General features: G+C 68.8%; 8 protein-coding genes. 6 read left to right on the top strand and 2 right to left on the bottom strand.

The features are described from left to right. Positions 1–52 precede the first annotated feature (52 nt). Positions 53–1738, bottom strand: coding sequence for an MSCRAMM family protein (locus tag J2Z79_RS11145; protein ID WP_209466964.1), 1686 nt, complete (start codon positions 1736–1738; stop codon positions 53–55). Between the two features lie 326 nt (positions 1739–2064). Then, a complete protein-coding gene (locus J2Z79_RS11140; RefSeq protein WP_209466963.1) occupies positions 2065–7824 on the bottom strand; it encodes a S8 family serine peptidase in 5760 nt (1919 codons plus the stop codon). Positions 7825–8049: 225 nt separating this feature from the next. Between J2Z79_RS11140 and yhbH the strand changes: the two genes are divergently transcribed. From yhbH to J2Z79_RS11110, 6 genes are all read left to right on the top strand, one after another. Beyond that, complete coding sequence (gene yhbH / locus J2Z79_RS11135; protein WP_209466962.1) at positions 8050–9195, top strand: sporulation protein YhbH; 1146 nt, start codon at positions 8050–8052, stop codon at positions 9193–9195. Positions 9196–9339: 144 nt separating this feature from the next. Then, positions 9340–9867, top strand: coding sequence for a GNAT family N-acetyltransferase (locus tag J2Z79_RS11130; RefSeq protein ID WP_342589473.1), 528 nt, complete (start codon positions 9340–9342; stop codon positions 9865–9867). A gap of 147 nt (positions 9868–10014) precedes the next feature. Next, on the top strand, positions 10015–11469 hold the full coding sequence (locus tag J2Z79_RS11125) for an NAD-dependent succinate-semialdehyde dehydrogenase (protein WP_342589470.1): 1455 nt from the start codon (positions 10015–10017) through the stop codon (positions 11467–11469). Positions 11470–11756: 287 nt separating this feature from the next. Then, the gene (locus tag J2Z79_RS11120) at positions 11757–12416 is read left to right on the top strand and encodes a hypothetical protein (RefSeq protein WP_209466960.1); all 660 of its coding nucleotides are present in this window, start codon (positions 11757–11759) and stop codon (positions 12414–12416) included. 82 nt (positions 12417–12498) lie between these two features. After that, positions 12499–13266, top strand: coding sequence for an ABC transporter ATP-binding protein (locus J2Z79_RS11115; RefSeq protein ID WP_209466959.1), 768 nt, complete (start codon positions 12499–12501; stop codon positions 13264–13266). Continuing rightward, positions 13266–15824: an ABC transporter permease gene (locus tag J2Z79_RS11110; RefSeq protein WP_209466958.1), complete on the top strand. Its 2559-nt coding sequence runs from the start codon at positions 13266–13268 to the stop codon at positions 15822–15824. The genes J2Z79_RS11115 and J2Z79_RS11110 overlap by 1 nt, the downstream gene beginning before the upstream one ends. Positions 15825–16406 lie beyond the last annotated feature (582 nt).

The following is a 16406-nucleotide window of genomic DNA, read 5'->3' as shown; positions in this document are numbered from 1 at the left end:
CCCTCCAAACCGTTGAAGTATAGGCCGCGAATGTTGCGGCAGTGTTATCGTATCATCCCTGCAGCCTTCTGCCCATCCGCCGCAGCTGCCAGCCGGCGAGCAGCAGAACGCCACCCGCGACGTAGTAGCCGAAGTTGGGCGGCGCCACCGGCCCGTCGCCCGTGCACGCCAGCGTGAAGTCCGGCGCGGTGGTGACCTGCCCGGGGAGCACGACGACCCGCTGCGAGACCTCCCGGTCGCCCGGGTTCTGGAGCGACAGCGTCCAGACGCCGGGGGTCAGGTCGTTCAGGGTGTAGTCCAGCCACACGCCCAGCCGTCCCGTGGCTGCGACCACCGTCGCGACGGTCTCGCCGGCCTCATTCGTCGCCCAGATGCGGGCGCCGCCCTGCCGGGGCGCACACACGCGGCCGGCGATTCCGCCGGGCGCGAACTCGACCTCGCTGATGTCCGACCAGGAGAGCGCGATGGTGACCGTCTGATCCGGCTGCTCGGCCGTGAGCGTCGCCACGGCCGTGCCGCTGCGGCGCGGGCCGTCCGGACGGGCTGGGTCGGCAGCCTCGGCGTAGGCGGTGTACGTGCCGAGCGGCAGTCTCTCGAGCCGCAGTTCGCCGTCCGCGTTGGTGTACCCGGCGCGGTCCGCCACCTGCACGACGGCTCCGACGATGGGCTTCGGCCCGCCGGCGTTGCGCGGGCTGGCGTCAAGCACCCGCACGGTGAGGGAGCCGGTCAGCTCCTCCGCAGGCGGTTCTGCAGGCTCGCCGGGCGGGGTGCGCGGGACCGGCGGCCAGGTGAGCACGATGGTGATGAACCCCTCGGGTTCCTCTGCGGTAATCGTCGCCGAACCCGTTCCCGTGAGCGGTGACGTGCCGCTGAACGGGTTGGCGGCGGTCGCCATGGCCGTGTAGGAGCCGAACGGGAGGCCCTCGAACACCGCCTGCCCGCTGTCGTCCGTCTCGGCCGCAAAGGATGCCAGGGTCACGGCGGCGCCGGGAAGCGGGATCAGATCGCCGTCGCCCCACGGGTCACCCAGCACCCGGACGACCACCCGGCCGGTGGTGACGGGGGTGGGCGTCTCCGTTTCGGTGGTGGGCGGCTGAACAGGCGGGGTGTCTCCACCGCCTCCGCCACCGCCGCCTCCGCCGCCACCGCCACCGCCGGACTGGCCGGTGCCCTTGGCGAGGAGGGTGAGGAAGACCTTGCCCTCGTGCCCCTGATATGCGTTACCCGCCGCGCGGTCCCAGGAGTAGCTGACCGTGAAGACCAGCGGGCTGTCGGGGCCCGGGCTGGGCACGTTGCGGTACTTCCCGTCGGAGGGGTAGGTGTTCCCTCTGTTGTCCGCGATCGTCAGCTCGATGGGGTGATCCCCCGAGAACAGGACGCCCTGCACCTCGGCCTTGAACTGCAGCCGGAGCGTCCCCGGTCCGTCGTACCTCACCGTGTAGGTACCCACGTGGCCGGAGTCCCCGGGGGCCAGCGTCTGCAGGTCAGGGCACTCCACCGGCATCCGGTACAGCCTGTCCTTCTCCGAGGCCTCGATGGTCACGCTGTACCGGGTATCCCGGCAGAGCGGTCCCCCTTCCCTTTCCCATTCGAGGTTTTCGTGCTCCATGGCCAGGACCCACGCGGCCTGCTCCTCCGGCTCCTGCGCGAAAGCCGGGATGGCGGCCACAACCAGTCCCGCCAGGGAGAGCAGCGTGGCCAGCGCCGACCGCAGCTGGCGCATCACGCGGCGCTTCATCAGATCTTCCTCCCTCCCAAAGGGCGGACTCGGAGGAAGTTTACCACCTTTTTGCAGGTCGGGCCGGGTGAAATTGGGGGTGATTTGTGAGCCTGCACTCGCCCTCGCGGGTGAGGTGCTCTTCCCACATCCCGGGGTACGTGAAAACCCTCAGGGGCAGGAAGCCCCATGGGTGCCACCCGGCGGGCGGGACCAGGGCCTCGGCGCGGCGCCCACAGGCCGCGGGAGGCGCGAAGCCCGCCATGCCCCGTACCGGTGCGCGCCGCGTGATCCGACAGCACAGGCGGAAGGGGAGCGCGTGTCCGCTCCCCTTCCTGCCCGGAGGCTTACTTGGTTACCTTGACCTTGAGGGTGGTCGTGCCGGTGTGTCCAAACTCGTCGGTCACCGTGAGCCGGACGGTGTAGGTGCCCGTCCGCGGCCACATGTACTCGACGCTGGGGCCCTCGAGGGCCGGCCGGCCGTCGCCCATGTCCCACTCGTACCGGACGATCCGGGAGCCGGCGGACTGGCTGCCGTCGAAGGAGGCGACGTGCAGCTGCTTCACCGACGCGGGACCGTTGATGACGGCCTCCGGCGGCTCGACGACGACCACTTCCAGGGTCGTGGTATCAGTGTTGCCGTCCTGGTCGGTGACGGTCAGGGTGATGGTGTACGTCCCGGGCTGCTTGTACTTGTGCTTCACCGTCGCCTTCCGGACGGGCTTGGAGCCGTCCCCCATGTCCCACTCGTACCGGGTGATCCTGGAGTCGGAGTAGGAGCTGGAGCCGCTCCACTCTCCGTTCTTGTTCACCAGGACGACCTCGGGGCCTTCGATGACGGCCACGGGACCGGCGGGCTCACCGGGGTCACCGGGGTCGCCGGGATCACCCGGATCACCGGGATCACCGGGATCACCGGGATCACCGGGATCACCGGGATCACCGGGATCGCCCGGGTCGCCGGGATCCTGGCTGCCCTCCTCGATGGTCAGCCTGCCCGGGGCCGTGGCACGGGTGGTGTTGCCCGCGGCATCCATCGCCCGGAACCGCACGTAGGCCTGCGGCAGGCTCATGCCCTCCGGCACGGTGAACGTGCCCTCGTACAGGCCCGGGGCAGTCTCGGTCATCGCGACCTCGCCGGGCTCGAGCCCGTGGATGGCGTCGTCGCCGGTGGCGCCGCCGCCGCCCAGGTCAGCCACGATGCTGAACGCAGCCAGGGCCAGGCCGGGCTCGGACTCGAAGGAGACGGTGAGCGTGTCGCCGGTGGTCAGCGTCAGGTCGGCGTCAGGCTGGAGGTTCGTCAGCTCGGGTGCGGTGCTGTCGACCGTCATCGTCACGGTGGCGGTGGTCGCATTGCCGGCCCGGTCGGTGGCGGTGACGGTGATGAGGTTCTCGCCCTCGCGGACGATGATCTCGGCCGTGTACCGGCCGTCCTCGCTGACCTCGGCCGCGGTGCCGTTCACGTCGACGCCGGCGAGGTGCAGGTCAGTCGCCTGGCCCGTGACGGTGAGGAGCCGGTGGTTCTGGATGGCGCCGTCCTCCGGCGCGGTGATCGTCAACTCCGGTGCGGTCAGGTCCACGGTGACCCGGACCGGCGCTGAGGGATCGGTGGTCATGCCCTCGTCGTTGGCGGCCACCGCGGTCAGCACGTGCTCGCCCTCGGCCAGTTCGAGGGTGGCGGTGAAGACGCCGTCGTCGCCCGGCTCAACCTCGGCGACCTGCTCGCCGTTGTCGAAGATGGTTACCGTGGCGCCCTTGACGCTCTTGCCCTCAACCGCAACCTCGGTCTGGTTGGTGAAGGTGCCGTCGGCCGGCAGCGTGATCACCGGAGCGCCGACCTCGACGGAGACCAGGGCGCGGATCATGGCGTTGCTGGGCTCGGTCCACGGGCCCCAGCCACCGGCCACGTACTCCCACGTGCGGCCCTGGTCGCTGGACTCGTCAAAGGCCAGGCCCGGCGTGTACGGGTGGTCGTTGGCCTGGATGAACGCCACGTAGAAGTCGCCCTGCACCGTGACGCCGAAGGCCCGCAGGTCGACCTCGTTCCAGCCGCCCAGGATGCCGTCCTCGACCAGCAGCGGGCCGGCCAGGAGGTCGCCGGGCGAGCCGTCCGGCTTGGCACCGAACACGGCCACGAGGAAGTCGTCAGCGCCCATGCCGGGCCAGCTGGCATCCCACAGGTAGACCTTGGCTCCGGTCACCAGCACAGGCTGCTCGGTGGTGAACCGCACAGCCCAGCCGTTGCCGGCGTCGTACATCGCCCAGGCGGTCTCGGCCGTGCCGTCGTCGTGGGCCAGCTCGCCGGGGATGCCCACGAAGGGCTGCAGGGCCACGTCAACCTCGGTCGTCTCGTTGCCGGGAACCTCCACGGACAGCGAGGTGCTGTAGTAGTTCCGGTGCGAGATGACCAGGGTGTAGGAGCCCTCCAGCACCCGCAGGGTGAACCGGCCGCCGGCGTCGGTGGTCGTCGGGGCGACGCGGGCGTCCTCGACCACGTGGACCCGGGCGCCCTCAACCGGCTCGCCGGTGCGGGAGTTGGTGACGGTACCCGTCAGCAGACCGTAGGGGATCTCCTCGAGCAGGAAGTTGACGGTGACCTCCTCGCCGCCCTCCACGGTGACCACGCGCTGCTGCGGGTAGTAGCCGTAGGACTCGGCCACGAGCGTGTAGGTGGAGGCCGGCAGGTCCAGCGTGTACGAGCCGTCAGCGGGGTTGGTGCGAACCACGCGGCCCGACTCGAGCACGGTCACCGTGGCCTCGCGGATGGGCAGCGCCGTGATGCCCACCGCAGGCTCACCGTCGTCGATGCGGTACTCGGACTTGACGCCGTCGCCCTTGACGATGCGGTGCTGCAGCGTGACGGACTCAGCCGGCTTCTGGCCGTCCTTCAGCGCAGCGGGCTCGCCGCCGGTCGAGAAGCTCAGGTCGACCGCCGACACGCCGGACGCGGCACCGGCCACGATCACGTCGTCCACGTACCAGCCGGCATACTGCACGGAGCCGTCAGAGGTGTGCCGGAACCGGATCTGCACGGTCTGGCCCGCGTAGGCGGTGAGGTCGATCAGCGGGCTCTCCGGGCCAACCGGGGCGCCGCCGCTGGCCGGGGAGGTGTAGCGGGCCAGCTCCGTCCAGGTGGCGCCGCCGTCGGCGGAGATCTCCACCAGGCCGTAGTCGAAGTTGCGCTCGAGCGCGTACCAGTGGGTGAACTGCAGGGAGGCTGCGCTGAGGCCGCTCAGGTCGATCGGCGGCGAGACGAGGGAGGCGTTGGCGTTGCTCGGGTAGTTGCCGGAGAGGTTGGTCGCCCACAGGTACCGGCCGGAGAAGGCCTGCTCAGGACCGCTGGTGGGCTCGCCCCACTCCCAGGAGTTGTTGGTGCCGTCCGTGGTCCAGGCGCCGGGCCCGGCCTCCATGTCGTCGGTGAAGCGGATCTCGACGGCAGCCGCCGTCGCCGAGGCCTCGGCGGAGTAGGCGCTCTCGTTGCCGAACCAGTCGCTGGCCGTCACCACGTAGTAGTAGGTGGTACCGGCGGTCACGTCGCCGTCGATGTAGCCGGTGTTCGCCGTGGTGGCGATGGCGCTGTAGCCCTCGCCGCTGGCGGTGGAGCGGTAGATGGTGTAGTGGTCGAAGTCAGCCGCGGTCACGGCGCCCCAGTGGAGGGCGACGGTGCCCATGGCCGTGGGCTGCGCGGTCAGCCCGGACGGGGCGTCGGGGGCCTCCTCGTCCACGTAGATCTCCACGTCGTCCACGTACCAGCCGTCGCGGGTGACGCTGCCGTCGGTGTCGAGGACGAAGGCGATGAAGAGGTTGGGCGTGCCGGCGTAGGCGGACAGGTCGATGATCGCCTCACGATACTCGCCGCTGGCGCCGGTGTACTGGGCGAGGATGTCCCAGGTCTCGCCGAAGTCGGTGGTCGCAGCCACGATGCCCACGTCGAAGTTGGTCTCCAGGTTGTGCCAGTGCTTGAACCTGAGGGCCGCCGGGCCACCGGTCAGGTCGACGGGCGGGGAGATCAGGAAGGCCTGTGCGTTGTTGGTGTAGGGGCCGGACAGGTTGGTGGCCGCCAGTCGGGTGCCGGAGTAGGCGTAGCCCGGGCCGGAGGTCGGCTCGCCGATCTGCCAGAGGTCTGCGGGCTCACCGGCCGAGACCCAGCCTGCCGCCGCGCCCTCGAAGTCCTCGAAGTAGCCGGGCGTCGCCGCATCGTGCAGCCTGATGACGTGCGGCTTGGTCGGGCTGCCGCTGCGGGCACGGTTGTTGCCGTAGTCCACCGCTTCGATGTAGTACTCGATCGTGTCGGTGGTGGAGAGCTCGGCCGGGATCGTGCCCACGAAGGTGCCGCCCTTGTAGTCGCCGGAGGTCTGCGTCATGTCCACGATGCCCCACCAGCTGAGGCCGGGCTGGCGGAAGCGCAGGTAGACGGCGGTGAGGGAGACGTCATCTGTGATCTCTGCGACGATGGTGGTGGGGGTATACTTGAAGCCCTCCGTGACTGGGGTGTGGTTGATGGTGGGGCCGTTCAGGTCGTCGCCCTGGGACAGGACGCGGCCGGAGATGCGGCCCTCGGGCATGCCGAGCGCGGTGGCGACGGCCTTGTAGGCGTTGACGATGCCGTGGCCGTAGCCGTTGTTGGGTACGGTGGGATACTGCGCGTTCGTCATGGGATCGGCCGTGCTGGTGAGGATCTCCTCGATCTCATCCACGCTCATGCTGGCGTCGACCTGCCGCAGCAGCGCAACCACGCCCGCTGCGTGGGGCGCCGCCATCGAGGTGCCGCTGCCGACGCCGTAGAGGCCGCCCGGCAGCGCGGAGCGGACGCCGGAGCCGGGAGCGGAGACCTCGGGCTTGATCTCGCCGTACGGGCTGGGCCCGCGGCTCGACGTGTTGCTCAGGCCGTCGTCGCGGGTGGTGTTACCCACGCCGATCGATTCGGGGTAGTTGGCCGGGACGGCGACCGTGCCGGCGCCCGGGCCGTCGTTGCCGTTGGCGAAGATCGGCACGATTCCGGCCTCACGCCAGGCCTGCACGACGCCGCGGAACCACTCGTTCATGCCGGGGCCGCCACCCCAGGAGTTGTTCACCACGTCCGGCGCGTTGGCGGGGTCGCCGCCGGGCGCCAGGATCCACTGGCCCGCGTTCAGGATCCAGGTGGAGAGGCCGCTGCCGCTCGCGTCCAGCATCTTGGCCGCGATCCACTTGGCTCCCGGGGCCACGCCGATCTGGTTCGTGCCGTCGGGGTCGCGGCCCACCATCGTGCCGGTGGTGTGGCTGCCGTGGCCGTGGTCGTCGTAGGGCGCGGCGCGGCCGCCCACGGCGTCATACCAGAACGCCGAGTGGTCGGCTGCGCCCTGGCCGCGGTACTGGTCGGCCAGCGCCGGGTGATCGGGGTCGACGCCGGTGTCCATGCTGGCCACGACGACGCCGGTGCCGTCGATCGCAAACTGGCCCCAGACCGCGGGCGCGCCCACCCGGGTGATGTTCCACTCGGGCTCACCCGAGAGCGTGCCGGCCTCGGCCTCCTCGGCCACGATCTCGGACTCGATCAGGTAGACCTTCTCGTTCTCGTAGATCGCTTCCACGTCCGGACGGGCGGCGATCTTCTGCATCGTCTCCTTGTCGGACGTGACCGCTACCATGTTGGTGATCCAGAAGGACTCGTACGACTCGACCTGGCCCGCGGCCCGGGCCTTCTCCAGGAAGCTGATGAGCCCGGCCTGGGAGATGTCGGCCGCCTCCTGCAGGCTCGTGATGACCGCGCTGCGGGCGGCCAGTTCGGCCGATGCCGGCGTGGCCGCCTTGGCCCGTGCGGCGGCCGCAGCTTGGGCGACGTCCGCCTGCACCTTCATCTTGACCAGATACGTGACCTTGTCGTTTTCCTGGAAAGCTTCCAGTACGGTGGACTGGACCTTCGCCTCGACGTTGGCCTTGGCATCACCGAACACGGAGACCGCAGCAGGCTTTCCCGGTCCCGCCTTGATCGGGCCCGGACGGACGCCGATGCCGACCATCGCCATCGCCTGAGCCGGGACGGCGGCGGTCAGGAGCAGGGCAAGTCCGGTCCGCAGCAGCCGGGGATCAAGGCGTCTGGGTCGGTCATGGATCCCTGTTCGCATGGACGTTCCACCTCCGATCTGTATTCGAGGGCTGTCGCCCTCGTGGGAGGGGGGATTCGCCTGCACAGGATGTGAGTCCTTCCGTTTTCCGAATATACACACAAATAATCTGACAGCGAAAGCAGCCTGGAATCCGCGCCGCGGCACAGTCTCGGGCCGCCCCGCCGCATAGACTGGAGCAAGACCAGTGCACCACGGACGGGTGCGCAGCGAGGGGGGAGGAGTATGGCCTCGACGTCCCAGCACGACTGGAGCCTGCACCGCAAGGGCCCGATCGATCAGGCGCGGCACAACGAGAAGATCAAGGAGGCGATCAAGGAGAATTTGCCTGAGATCATCGCCGAGGAGTCCATCATCACCTCCGACGGCAAGCGCCTGGTCAAAGTACCCATCCGGACGCTGGAGGAGTACCGCTTCCGGTTCGACCCCAACCAGGGCAAGCGCGTGGGCCAGGGCGACGGCAACTCGAAGGTGGGCGACGTGCTCGGCCGGGCGCGGGGAGCGGGCAAGGGGGCCGGCTCCGGCAATCAGCCCGGCGATCAGCCCGGCGTTGACTACTACGAGGCCGAGGTGACGGTCGACGAACTGGCGGAGCTGATCTTCGCCGACCTGGGGCTGCCCGACCTGAAGCCCAAGTCGACGCAGGAGGTCCCCACGGAGGAAGTGCGCTTCACCGAGGTGCGGAAGAAGGGGCCGATGGCCAACCTCGACCGGCGGCGGACGATCATGGAGAACCTGAAGCGAAACGCCCGCCGGGGCGTGGCGGGCTTCGGCAATCTTACCAATGACGACCTGCGCTTCAAGGTGTGGGAGCAGGAGCTGCGCCCCAGCAGCAACGCGGTGGTCATCGCGATGCGGGACGCCTCGGGCTCGATGGGCGAGTTTAAGAAGTATATCACCCGGAGTCTCTTTTTCTGGATGACCCGGTTCCTCCGCACGAAGTACCAGGACGTGGAGATCGTCTTCATCACCCACCATTCGGAGGCCAAGGAGGTGGATGAGGAGGCGTTCTTCAAGATGGGCGAGAGCGGGGGAACGCGGGTCTCTTCGGCCTACCGGCTGGCGCTGGAGATCATCCGGGAGCGGTACGATCCGGAGCGGTGGAACATCTATCCCTTCCACTTCTCCGACGGCGACAACTGGAGCGACAACGACAACAAGCTGTGCGTGGAGCTGGTGCACAAGCTGCTGGAGGTCTCGAACCTGTTCGGGTATGGGGAGATCCGGGAGGGCGGCTACACGAGCTCGCTGATGAGCGCCTTCTCGGCGATCAAGGACCCGCGGTTCGTGATTGTGACGATTACGGAGAAGAAAGACGTCTACCCGGCGCTGCAGAAGTGGTTCAGCCGGGGCGGGGTGAAGGTGGGGTAAAAACGGAGGAGGGTCCGGCCGAGGGGCCGGACCCTCCCAGGCTTCAGGCGTGGGCTCCCTTGGCGAACCGTGTGCGGACGGCTTCATGGCACGGTGAAGGCCCAGCCGCTTCTACGGCTGCGGGGATGCGGGGGTGTGGAGACCATGCCAGGGTGCGAGTACGACGTGAAGTTGGATATCGCCACGATCGAGGACAAGACGGTGGTCAGGAACCTGATGCAGCTGTACCAACATGACCTCAGCGAGTTCAACGGGCAGGACTTCAACGCGCATGGAATGTTCGAGTACAACTACCTCGATCATTATTGGACCCCCGGCGGCCGGGCGGACGGACGGGTTCCGTTTATCGTACGGGTCGACGATGCCGTAGCGGGATTTGTGCTGAAGAACCGGGTGTCCTTCCTGGGAGACGAGCGCACCGACCACGTCATCGCCGAGTTCTTCATCGCCAGGAAATGGCGCAGGAGGGGGATCGGCCGTATCGTGGCGTTCGCGCTGTTCGACCGGTTTCCCGGTGAGTGGGAAGTAGGCGAGCAGCGGTCCAACGCCGTTGCGATCGCGTTTTGGCGGAAGACCATCGACCGGTACACCGGCGGGCGCTTTGAGGAGGTCGACGCTCGGCCTCCGCAGTGGGATGGGTACGTTCAGCGGTTCATCGCAGGCCCGCGCTGACGCTCCCTGCCGGCACAGGCCGGACAGGCCCTCGCAGGACTCGCCGGCGACGCCGTGTGCGCTGCTGCATCGGATCCGACGCGAGTTGACAGCCCCTGCCCCAAACCGTATGATTAGTTCGCCATCTTGAGCTTGGGGGGATCGACGGTGCCTGCGGAGACCTATCAGCTTCTCATCGGCGGCAAGTGGACCGAGGCGGCCAGCGGCGAGCGGTTTGCGGTGACCAACCCTGCCACCGGCGAGGTGGTGGCCACCGTGCCGGACGCCGGTGCGGAGGACGCCCGGGCCGCGATCGAGGCTGCCCACGCCGCCTTCGCGGAGTGGTCCGCGCTGCCCGCCCACGTGCGCGCCCGGTACATGCGCAAGGTCTACGACGGGATCATGCAGAACGTCGACCGGCTCGCCCGCGTCCTGACCGAGGAGAACGGCAAGCCCCTGGCCGAAGCCAAGGGCGAGGTGATCAACGGTGCGGAGTACCTGAACTGGTACGCCGAGGAGACCCGGCGCGTCTACGGCGAGGTGATCCCCAGCTCGTCCCGGAAGACCCGCATCTGGGTGCTGCGCCAGCCGGTGGGCGTCGTCGCGGCGATCACCCCCTGGAACTTCCCGTCCTCCATGATCACCCGCAAGATCGCCCCGGCGCTGGCGGCGGGCTGTACGGTCGTCATCAAGCCCGCCGAGCAGACCCCCCTGAGCGCGCTGCTCCTGGGCGAGATCATCCAGGAGGCCGGCCTGCCTGCCGGGGTGGTCAACATCGTCACCACCAGCCAGCCGGCCGCGGTGGGCAAGGAGTTCCTCGAGAACCGCCTGGTCAGGAAGATCTCCTTCACCGGCTCCACCGAGGTGGGCAAGTACCTGATGCAGGGTGCGGCTGCGCAGATGAAGCGCGTCAGCATGGAACTGGGCGGCCACGCGCCCTTCATCGTCTTCGACGATGCCGACCTCGACGCCGCCGTGCAGGGAGCGGTGATCAGCAAGTTCCGCAACGCCGGACAGACCTGCATCTGCGCCAACCGGATCTACGTGCAGGAGTCTGTGGCCGAGGCGTTCACCGAGCGCCTAGTGGAGGCGGTGCGCAAGCTGCGCGTGGGGAACGGCTTCGAGGAGGGCACCAGCGTCGGCCCGCTCATCGACGAGGCCGCCTACCGGAAGGTGGAGGAGCACGTCAGCGACTCCCTCAGCAAGGGAGCCCGGGTCCTGACCGGCGGCCACCGCCTGACCGGAGCGGGCTTCGACCGCGGCTACTTCTACGCCCCGACGCTGCTCGACCAGGTCAGCGACGACATGCGGATCGTGCGGGAGGAGACCTTCGGCCCGGTCGCCCCGATCATGACGTTCCGCACCGAGGACGAGGTGATCCGGCGGGCCAACGACACCCCGTACGGCCTGGCCGCCTACATCTTCACGCGCAACCTCGGCCGGACCGTGCGGGTGAGCGAGGCGCTGGAGTACGGGATGGTCGCGGTCAACGACTCCCTCCTGGCGGTTCCGCAGGCGCCCTTCGGCGGGATCAAGGAGAGCGGCCTCGGGCGCGAGGGCGGTCATCACGGGCTGGACGACTACCTGGAGTACAAGTACCTTTCGGTCGTCCTGGACGAATGAGACGTAAGCTCAACCTTCCGACAGGCGGCGCGGCTCTGTATGGCTTACGCAGGGCTCTCAGATGGTCCTCGTGCACGTCACGTCCCGGCCACTTGGAACAGCGTTGGCACAGGGGTTGACGGCACAGTAGATGCACCCCAACGCCTCACGTCATCTCGGGGGAGCGCCACGAGCGGGTCGCTCCCCCTTTCGCGTTCACTGACTCGGTCAGCACGTGCGCAGACCCGGGGGACAAGCCTTCAGGGTGTGGGACCCACGGCCGTGGCCGAGAAAAGGGGGTAGATGAGGTGAACCACTGGCGAATCATCTGCGCGCTGGTTGCCGTCATCGTCTTGGGTTCTGTCACATCGACCGGCAGGGATATCCAGGATCCCGAGGCTTCTCGACCGTCGCCTCCTGAAGCCGAGAACACCGCACGATCCGGCCAGGGCGATGCGGTCCCCCAACCGGTCCAGGAGGCGCCAGGCGAGCAATCCGCCCCGGAGGACCAGCCCGGGCCGGGCCTGTCCGACGGACCCGCAGATGTGCCGCTGAGCCCAGAGAAGACGCGACACGGCACGGTCTGCGTGCCCGCGGGGTGGGACCTGAGCCCGATCACGGTGACGGGGGACCAGATGAACCTTGTGGACCCGGACGGTGAGCTGTGGGGCTGGACCGGCACCTTCTTCCGGGAGGAAGCCTCGGAAGAGTCGGTTCGCAGCCGCTGGCAGTTCAGGGACCGGGATCCGCAGCCGTTCCGGAGTGCGAACGGCCTCGAGGGGCTGTTCGCCGAGGGACCCGATGCGCTCGATCCCGACCGGTGGGTGCTGGCCGTCGGGTTCTGGCGTCCGGGGCTGTGGGAGCAGATCGTTCAGGTCTCAGCCCCGGGCGGTCGCCTCGCGGAGGTGCGACCGCTCCTCGAGCGGATCCTGACCTGCTACCAGCCGGACGTTCATGGCGACAAGTGAGGGCCTGCAACGAATCGCCACCGAGAATCGTAGAAGCCATTGCTGAACATTCCTTACACCCCTACACGGGAGAGGTGTACACATGGCGGCGGTTCTTGAGGTGCGGGGCCTCACGAAAGAGTACCCGCGCGGCCGGTCGCCGGTGACCGTGCTGCGCGGCGTCGACCTGCAGGTGCACCCGTCCGAGTTCCTGGCGATCATGGGGCCCAGCGGATCCGGAAAGTCCACGCTGCTGCACATCTTCGGTGCGCTCGATCAACCCACGGGCGGCGAGGTTCGCTTCGAGGGGCAGCCGGTGCCCGAGTGGGGCCGGGAGCCCGGGGCGACTGAGTTCCGCCAGCGCCGCCTCGGTTTCGTGTTCCAGTCCTTCAACCTCGTGCGCAGCCTGACGGCGCGGGAGAACGTGGGGCTGCCGCTGATCCTGCAGGGCGCAGCCCCAGGCGTCGTGGAGCGCGCAACCAGGGTGTGGCTGGAGCGGGTCGGCCTCTGGGAGCGGCGCGACCACTATCCCTACGAGCTGTCCGGCGGCGAGCAGCAGCGGACTGCGGTGGCCCGGGCGCTGGTCCACAACCCGGCGCTCCTGCTGGCGGACGAGCCCACGGGAAACCTCGATTCCGCCAGCGGGAAGCAGGTGCTCGACCTGCTCGAGCGGGTCTGCCGGGAGCAGGGCACCACCGTCCTCCTGGTGACCCACGATCCCGTCGCGGCCGCCCGGGCCGACCGGGTTGTGTACCTCCGGGACGGGCGCATCGTAGATGAGTGGGAGATGGGGCGCGACTGGACGCGGTCCGCGCGCGTGCAGCACACCCTGACCAGGCTGCAACACCTGGTGGAAGGTGAGGCCTCGTGATGCTCCGGCCGTCTGGACTGGCCTGGCGCTCCCTGAAGCACAGCCCGCGCCGGGTCGCCCTGACGGTGGCCGGCGCCGCCCTGGGCGTCGGGCTCACCGTGGCGGTCCTCTGCCTGGCGGCCATGGCCCGGGCCGGGGTCGAAGCCAGGATCCAGGAGGAGTTCGGCGGCATCGATCTGGTGGTGGGGTCCGCGACTGGACAGGCCCGGTTCGGACCCGCTGACCTGGCGGAGATCGAGTCCATCGCCGGCGTGCGGGAGGTCGGCGCGGCGTACTTCCCGTTCATAGGCGACCCCTTCGAGACCGAGCAGGCCATCCGGTACGTCGGCCTCTCCCCGCATCCCGGAACCTTGCGGCTCTTCCGGCTGCCCCGGCCGGTCGGGGATGACGAGGTCTTCGTCAGCGACCAGACGGCCGCGGAGATGGGGATCGCCGCGGGCCAGACGGTGACCCTTCCCTTCCCCGATCAGCCCCGCACGTTCCGGGTGGGCGAAATCGTATCGCCGCCCCTGCGTGCCGGCACTCCCAAACTCGCCTACTTCTCCCTGCGGACCATGCAGGATGTCGCCGGACAGCCAGGCGCCATCACCGCCTTTTACATCCGGTTGATCGATCCCAGGCTCAAGCTTCAGACGGCAGATGACATTCAAGAGGCCCTCGAGCGCAGGCATCCTGGAGTTGCCCGTGACCTCACGGTGGACATGGCTTTCGAGGCGGACGAGGCGCGGCGGACCGCAGGCGGGCTCAGAAGCCTCGGCCTGCTGACGGGCAGCCTGACCCTGCTGGTCAGCGCGCTTCTGGTGGTGGGCGTGACCCAGTTCACCCTGCGGGAGCGGCTCCAGGAGATCGCCCTGTTGAGGGCGGTTGGCGCGACGCTGAAGCAAGCCCGCCGGGCGCTGCTGGTCGAGGTCCTCCTGCTCGGCGGACTCGGCGCCCTGACGGGGACGGCGGCCGGGATAGTGCTGGCTCCGGCTGTCGGCCGGATCCTTTCCCCCGCCCTGGGTGTTCCGCTCGTCACGGCCTTACCGTCCATCGGTGAGCTCCTGCCCGCCGTCCTGCTCGGCTGGGGGCTGCAGGTGGCTGCTGTCTGGATTCCGGTGCGGCGCGCGACGCGGGTGCCGCCTGTCCAGGCGGCCCGGCAGACCGAGGTGGACGAGGCGATGGCGCCTTTCCGGTGGTGGGTGCCCCTCGCCGCGCTGCTGGGCGCCCTGCTCTTCCAGGTCCTTGGCGCCGCGGTTCCCGGGGGAAGAAACGAGGAACTGCTGCTGTTCCTGGCGCTCCTCAGCGGCCTCTGTGGGGTGGCGGCCTGTTTCAGCCTGGTGTGGCCCGTTCTGCGGCTGGCGATGCTGGTTATGCGGCCGCTCCTGGCGGGACGGGGCCGTGTGTTGCTCCTTGCCCTGCGGAACGCCGAGAGCCTGCAGCGTCAGGGCCGGTGGACCACGGTGATCATCGGGAGCGCTCTGGCCGCCGCCGTCGTGGGGTTCACCCTGGTTCGCACGTATGAAGAGCAACAGACGCAGGCACTGCGGGCTCAGTTTCCCACACCCCTGGTGGTGGCCACGTACATCGATACGGTCGCCTGGGAGAAGGGGGAGAAGATCGTTGGACTGCCGGGTGTGGTACAGGCCGCGGCCGTGGGCTGGGACGTGGGGGTCGACTGGGCCAACGCGTCGGAGTATCCGGTTGACCCGGAGTTTTCCGAGTCCCAGACGGTGAGAGGGGGACTGCGGCTTTCGCTCGTGCCGGTGGACATGCACGGGCTGGCCGACCTGGGGCTGGTTCCCCCCGAGGCGCTGGGTGAGGGGCCGAGGGCGGTGATCACCCGCGCCATGGCCCGCCAGACCGGGCTTCAGGTGGGCGACGTGATCCGCCTTTCGGGACCGGCCGGTGAACGCTTCCCTCCGATCACGGTCGACCCGTTCGAACTGCGGGTGGCGGCCGTCATCCCGGAGCCAGTGGCCGGTCTGTGGGACACCGACATCCTGGTGGATCACGACCAGCTCCCTCTGCGGGAGGAAGCCGACAGACTTGATAAGGTGCTGATCAACTTCCCGTTGGAGCAGTATGAACTGGTTGAGGCTGAACTGACCGCGCTCAAAGCCGAAATCCCCGAGCTCACCTGGAGCACCGAGGAGCAAGCGCGCGCTGCGTTGCGCGAGCGGACTCGCCGACAGCGCGCGATCCTCAGCACCGGCGTGGGCGTGCTGGTGCTCATGGGGCTGCTGGCGATGGTGAACACGCTGGCGGCCAGCCTGCACGGCCGCCGGCGGGAGCACGCGACGCTGCGGGCCGCGGGCATCGCGGTGCCGCTCCTGTTCCGCATGGTGCTGGCGGAGAACCTGCTGCTGACGGCGGGCGCCCTGATCAGCGGGTTCGCTGCCGGCCTGAGCTTCCTCTACCTGTCGGTGGTCGTCACGGCCGGCTGGACGATCTGGATCCCCATGCCGCTGGTCGGCGCGGTCGCAGGCGCTAGCCTGCTCACCGCGGTGCTGGTCGCGCTCTTCGCCGCCCGCACGGCTGCGCGCACACAGGTTCTGGACGCGCTGCGCCAGGAATGAGCCCCCGGCCGCTTTGCGAGGGGCTGGCTCGGGGGCTGACGGCACAGTCGGGCCCCTGCGGCAGCCGCCTGCCGCAGGGGCCCGAACGCATTGGCACGCTCCATCCGCCGTCACTCGATCCGGCCGGCGCCGGAGGAGAACTGGGAGACGTACGCCCCCCGGCAAGCGCCATCCGCCAAGACGGGCAGAGGCAGGCCATCGAGCAGAAGGCCCGTGTCTTCTGCGGCACGGTCTACACCGCGAGCCACGCCATCCGCGGCGCCATCCACGACGAGGTGCCGGTGGACATTTAGGTGCCGGGCTGCCCGCCGAAGCCGCAGGCGATCATCCACGGGCGTTGGACCGGCTACAGGGAACCGACGAAGGGCGCCGAAGGGCGCCCCTCTTCCTTCTGTAACAACCCGGTAACGGCCGCCTTGGCAACTTTACTGATATGATATTAAATAGCGGCTAAAGAATGACAACTAACATGTACGTACCTAAGATGCTGAGTGAAAAGCCGGTTCCGGCTCAAGAACGGTTTTCCACCGCGTGGATCCCAGGAGGTTCGTGGACGGAGACACAGGCGTAGCCTAGCGGATG

Source organism: Symbiobacterium terraclitae (assembly GCF_017874315.1).
In the GTDB taxonomy this organism is placed as follows: Bacteria; Bacillota; Sulfobacillia; order Symbiobacteriales; family Symbiobacteriaceae; genus Symbiobacterium; species Symbiobacterium terraclitae.
The sequence above is the reverse complement of the archived record's forward strand: the minus strand, read 5'-3'. Positions and strand labels throughout refer to the sequence as shown.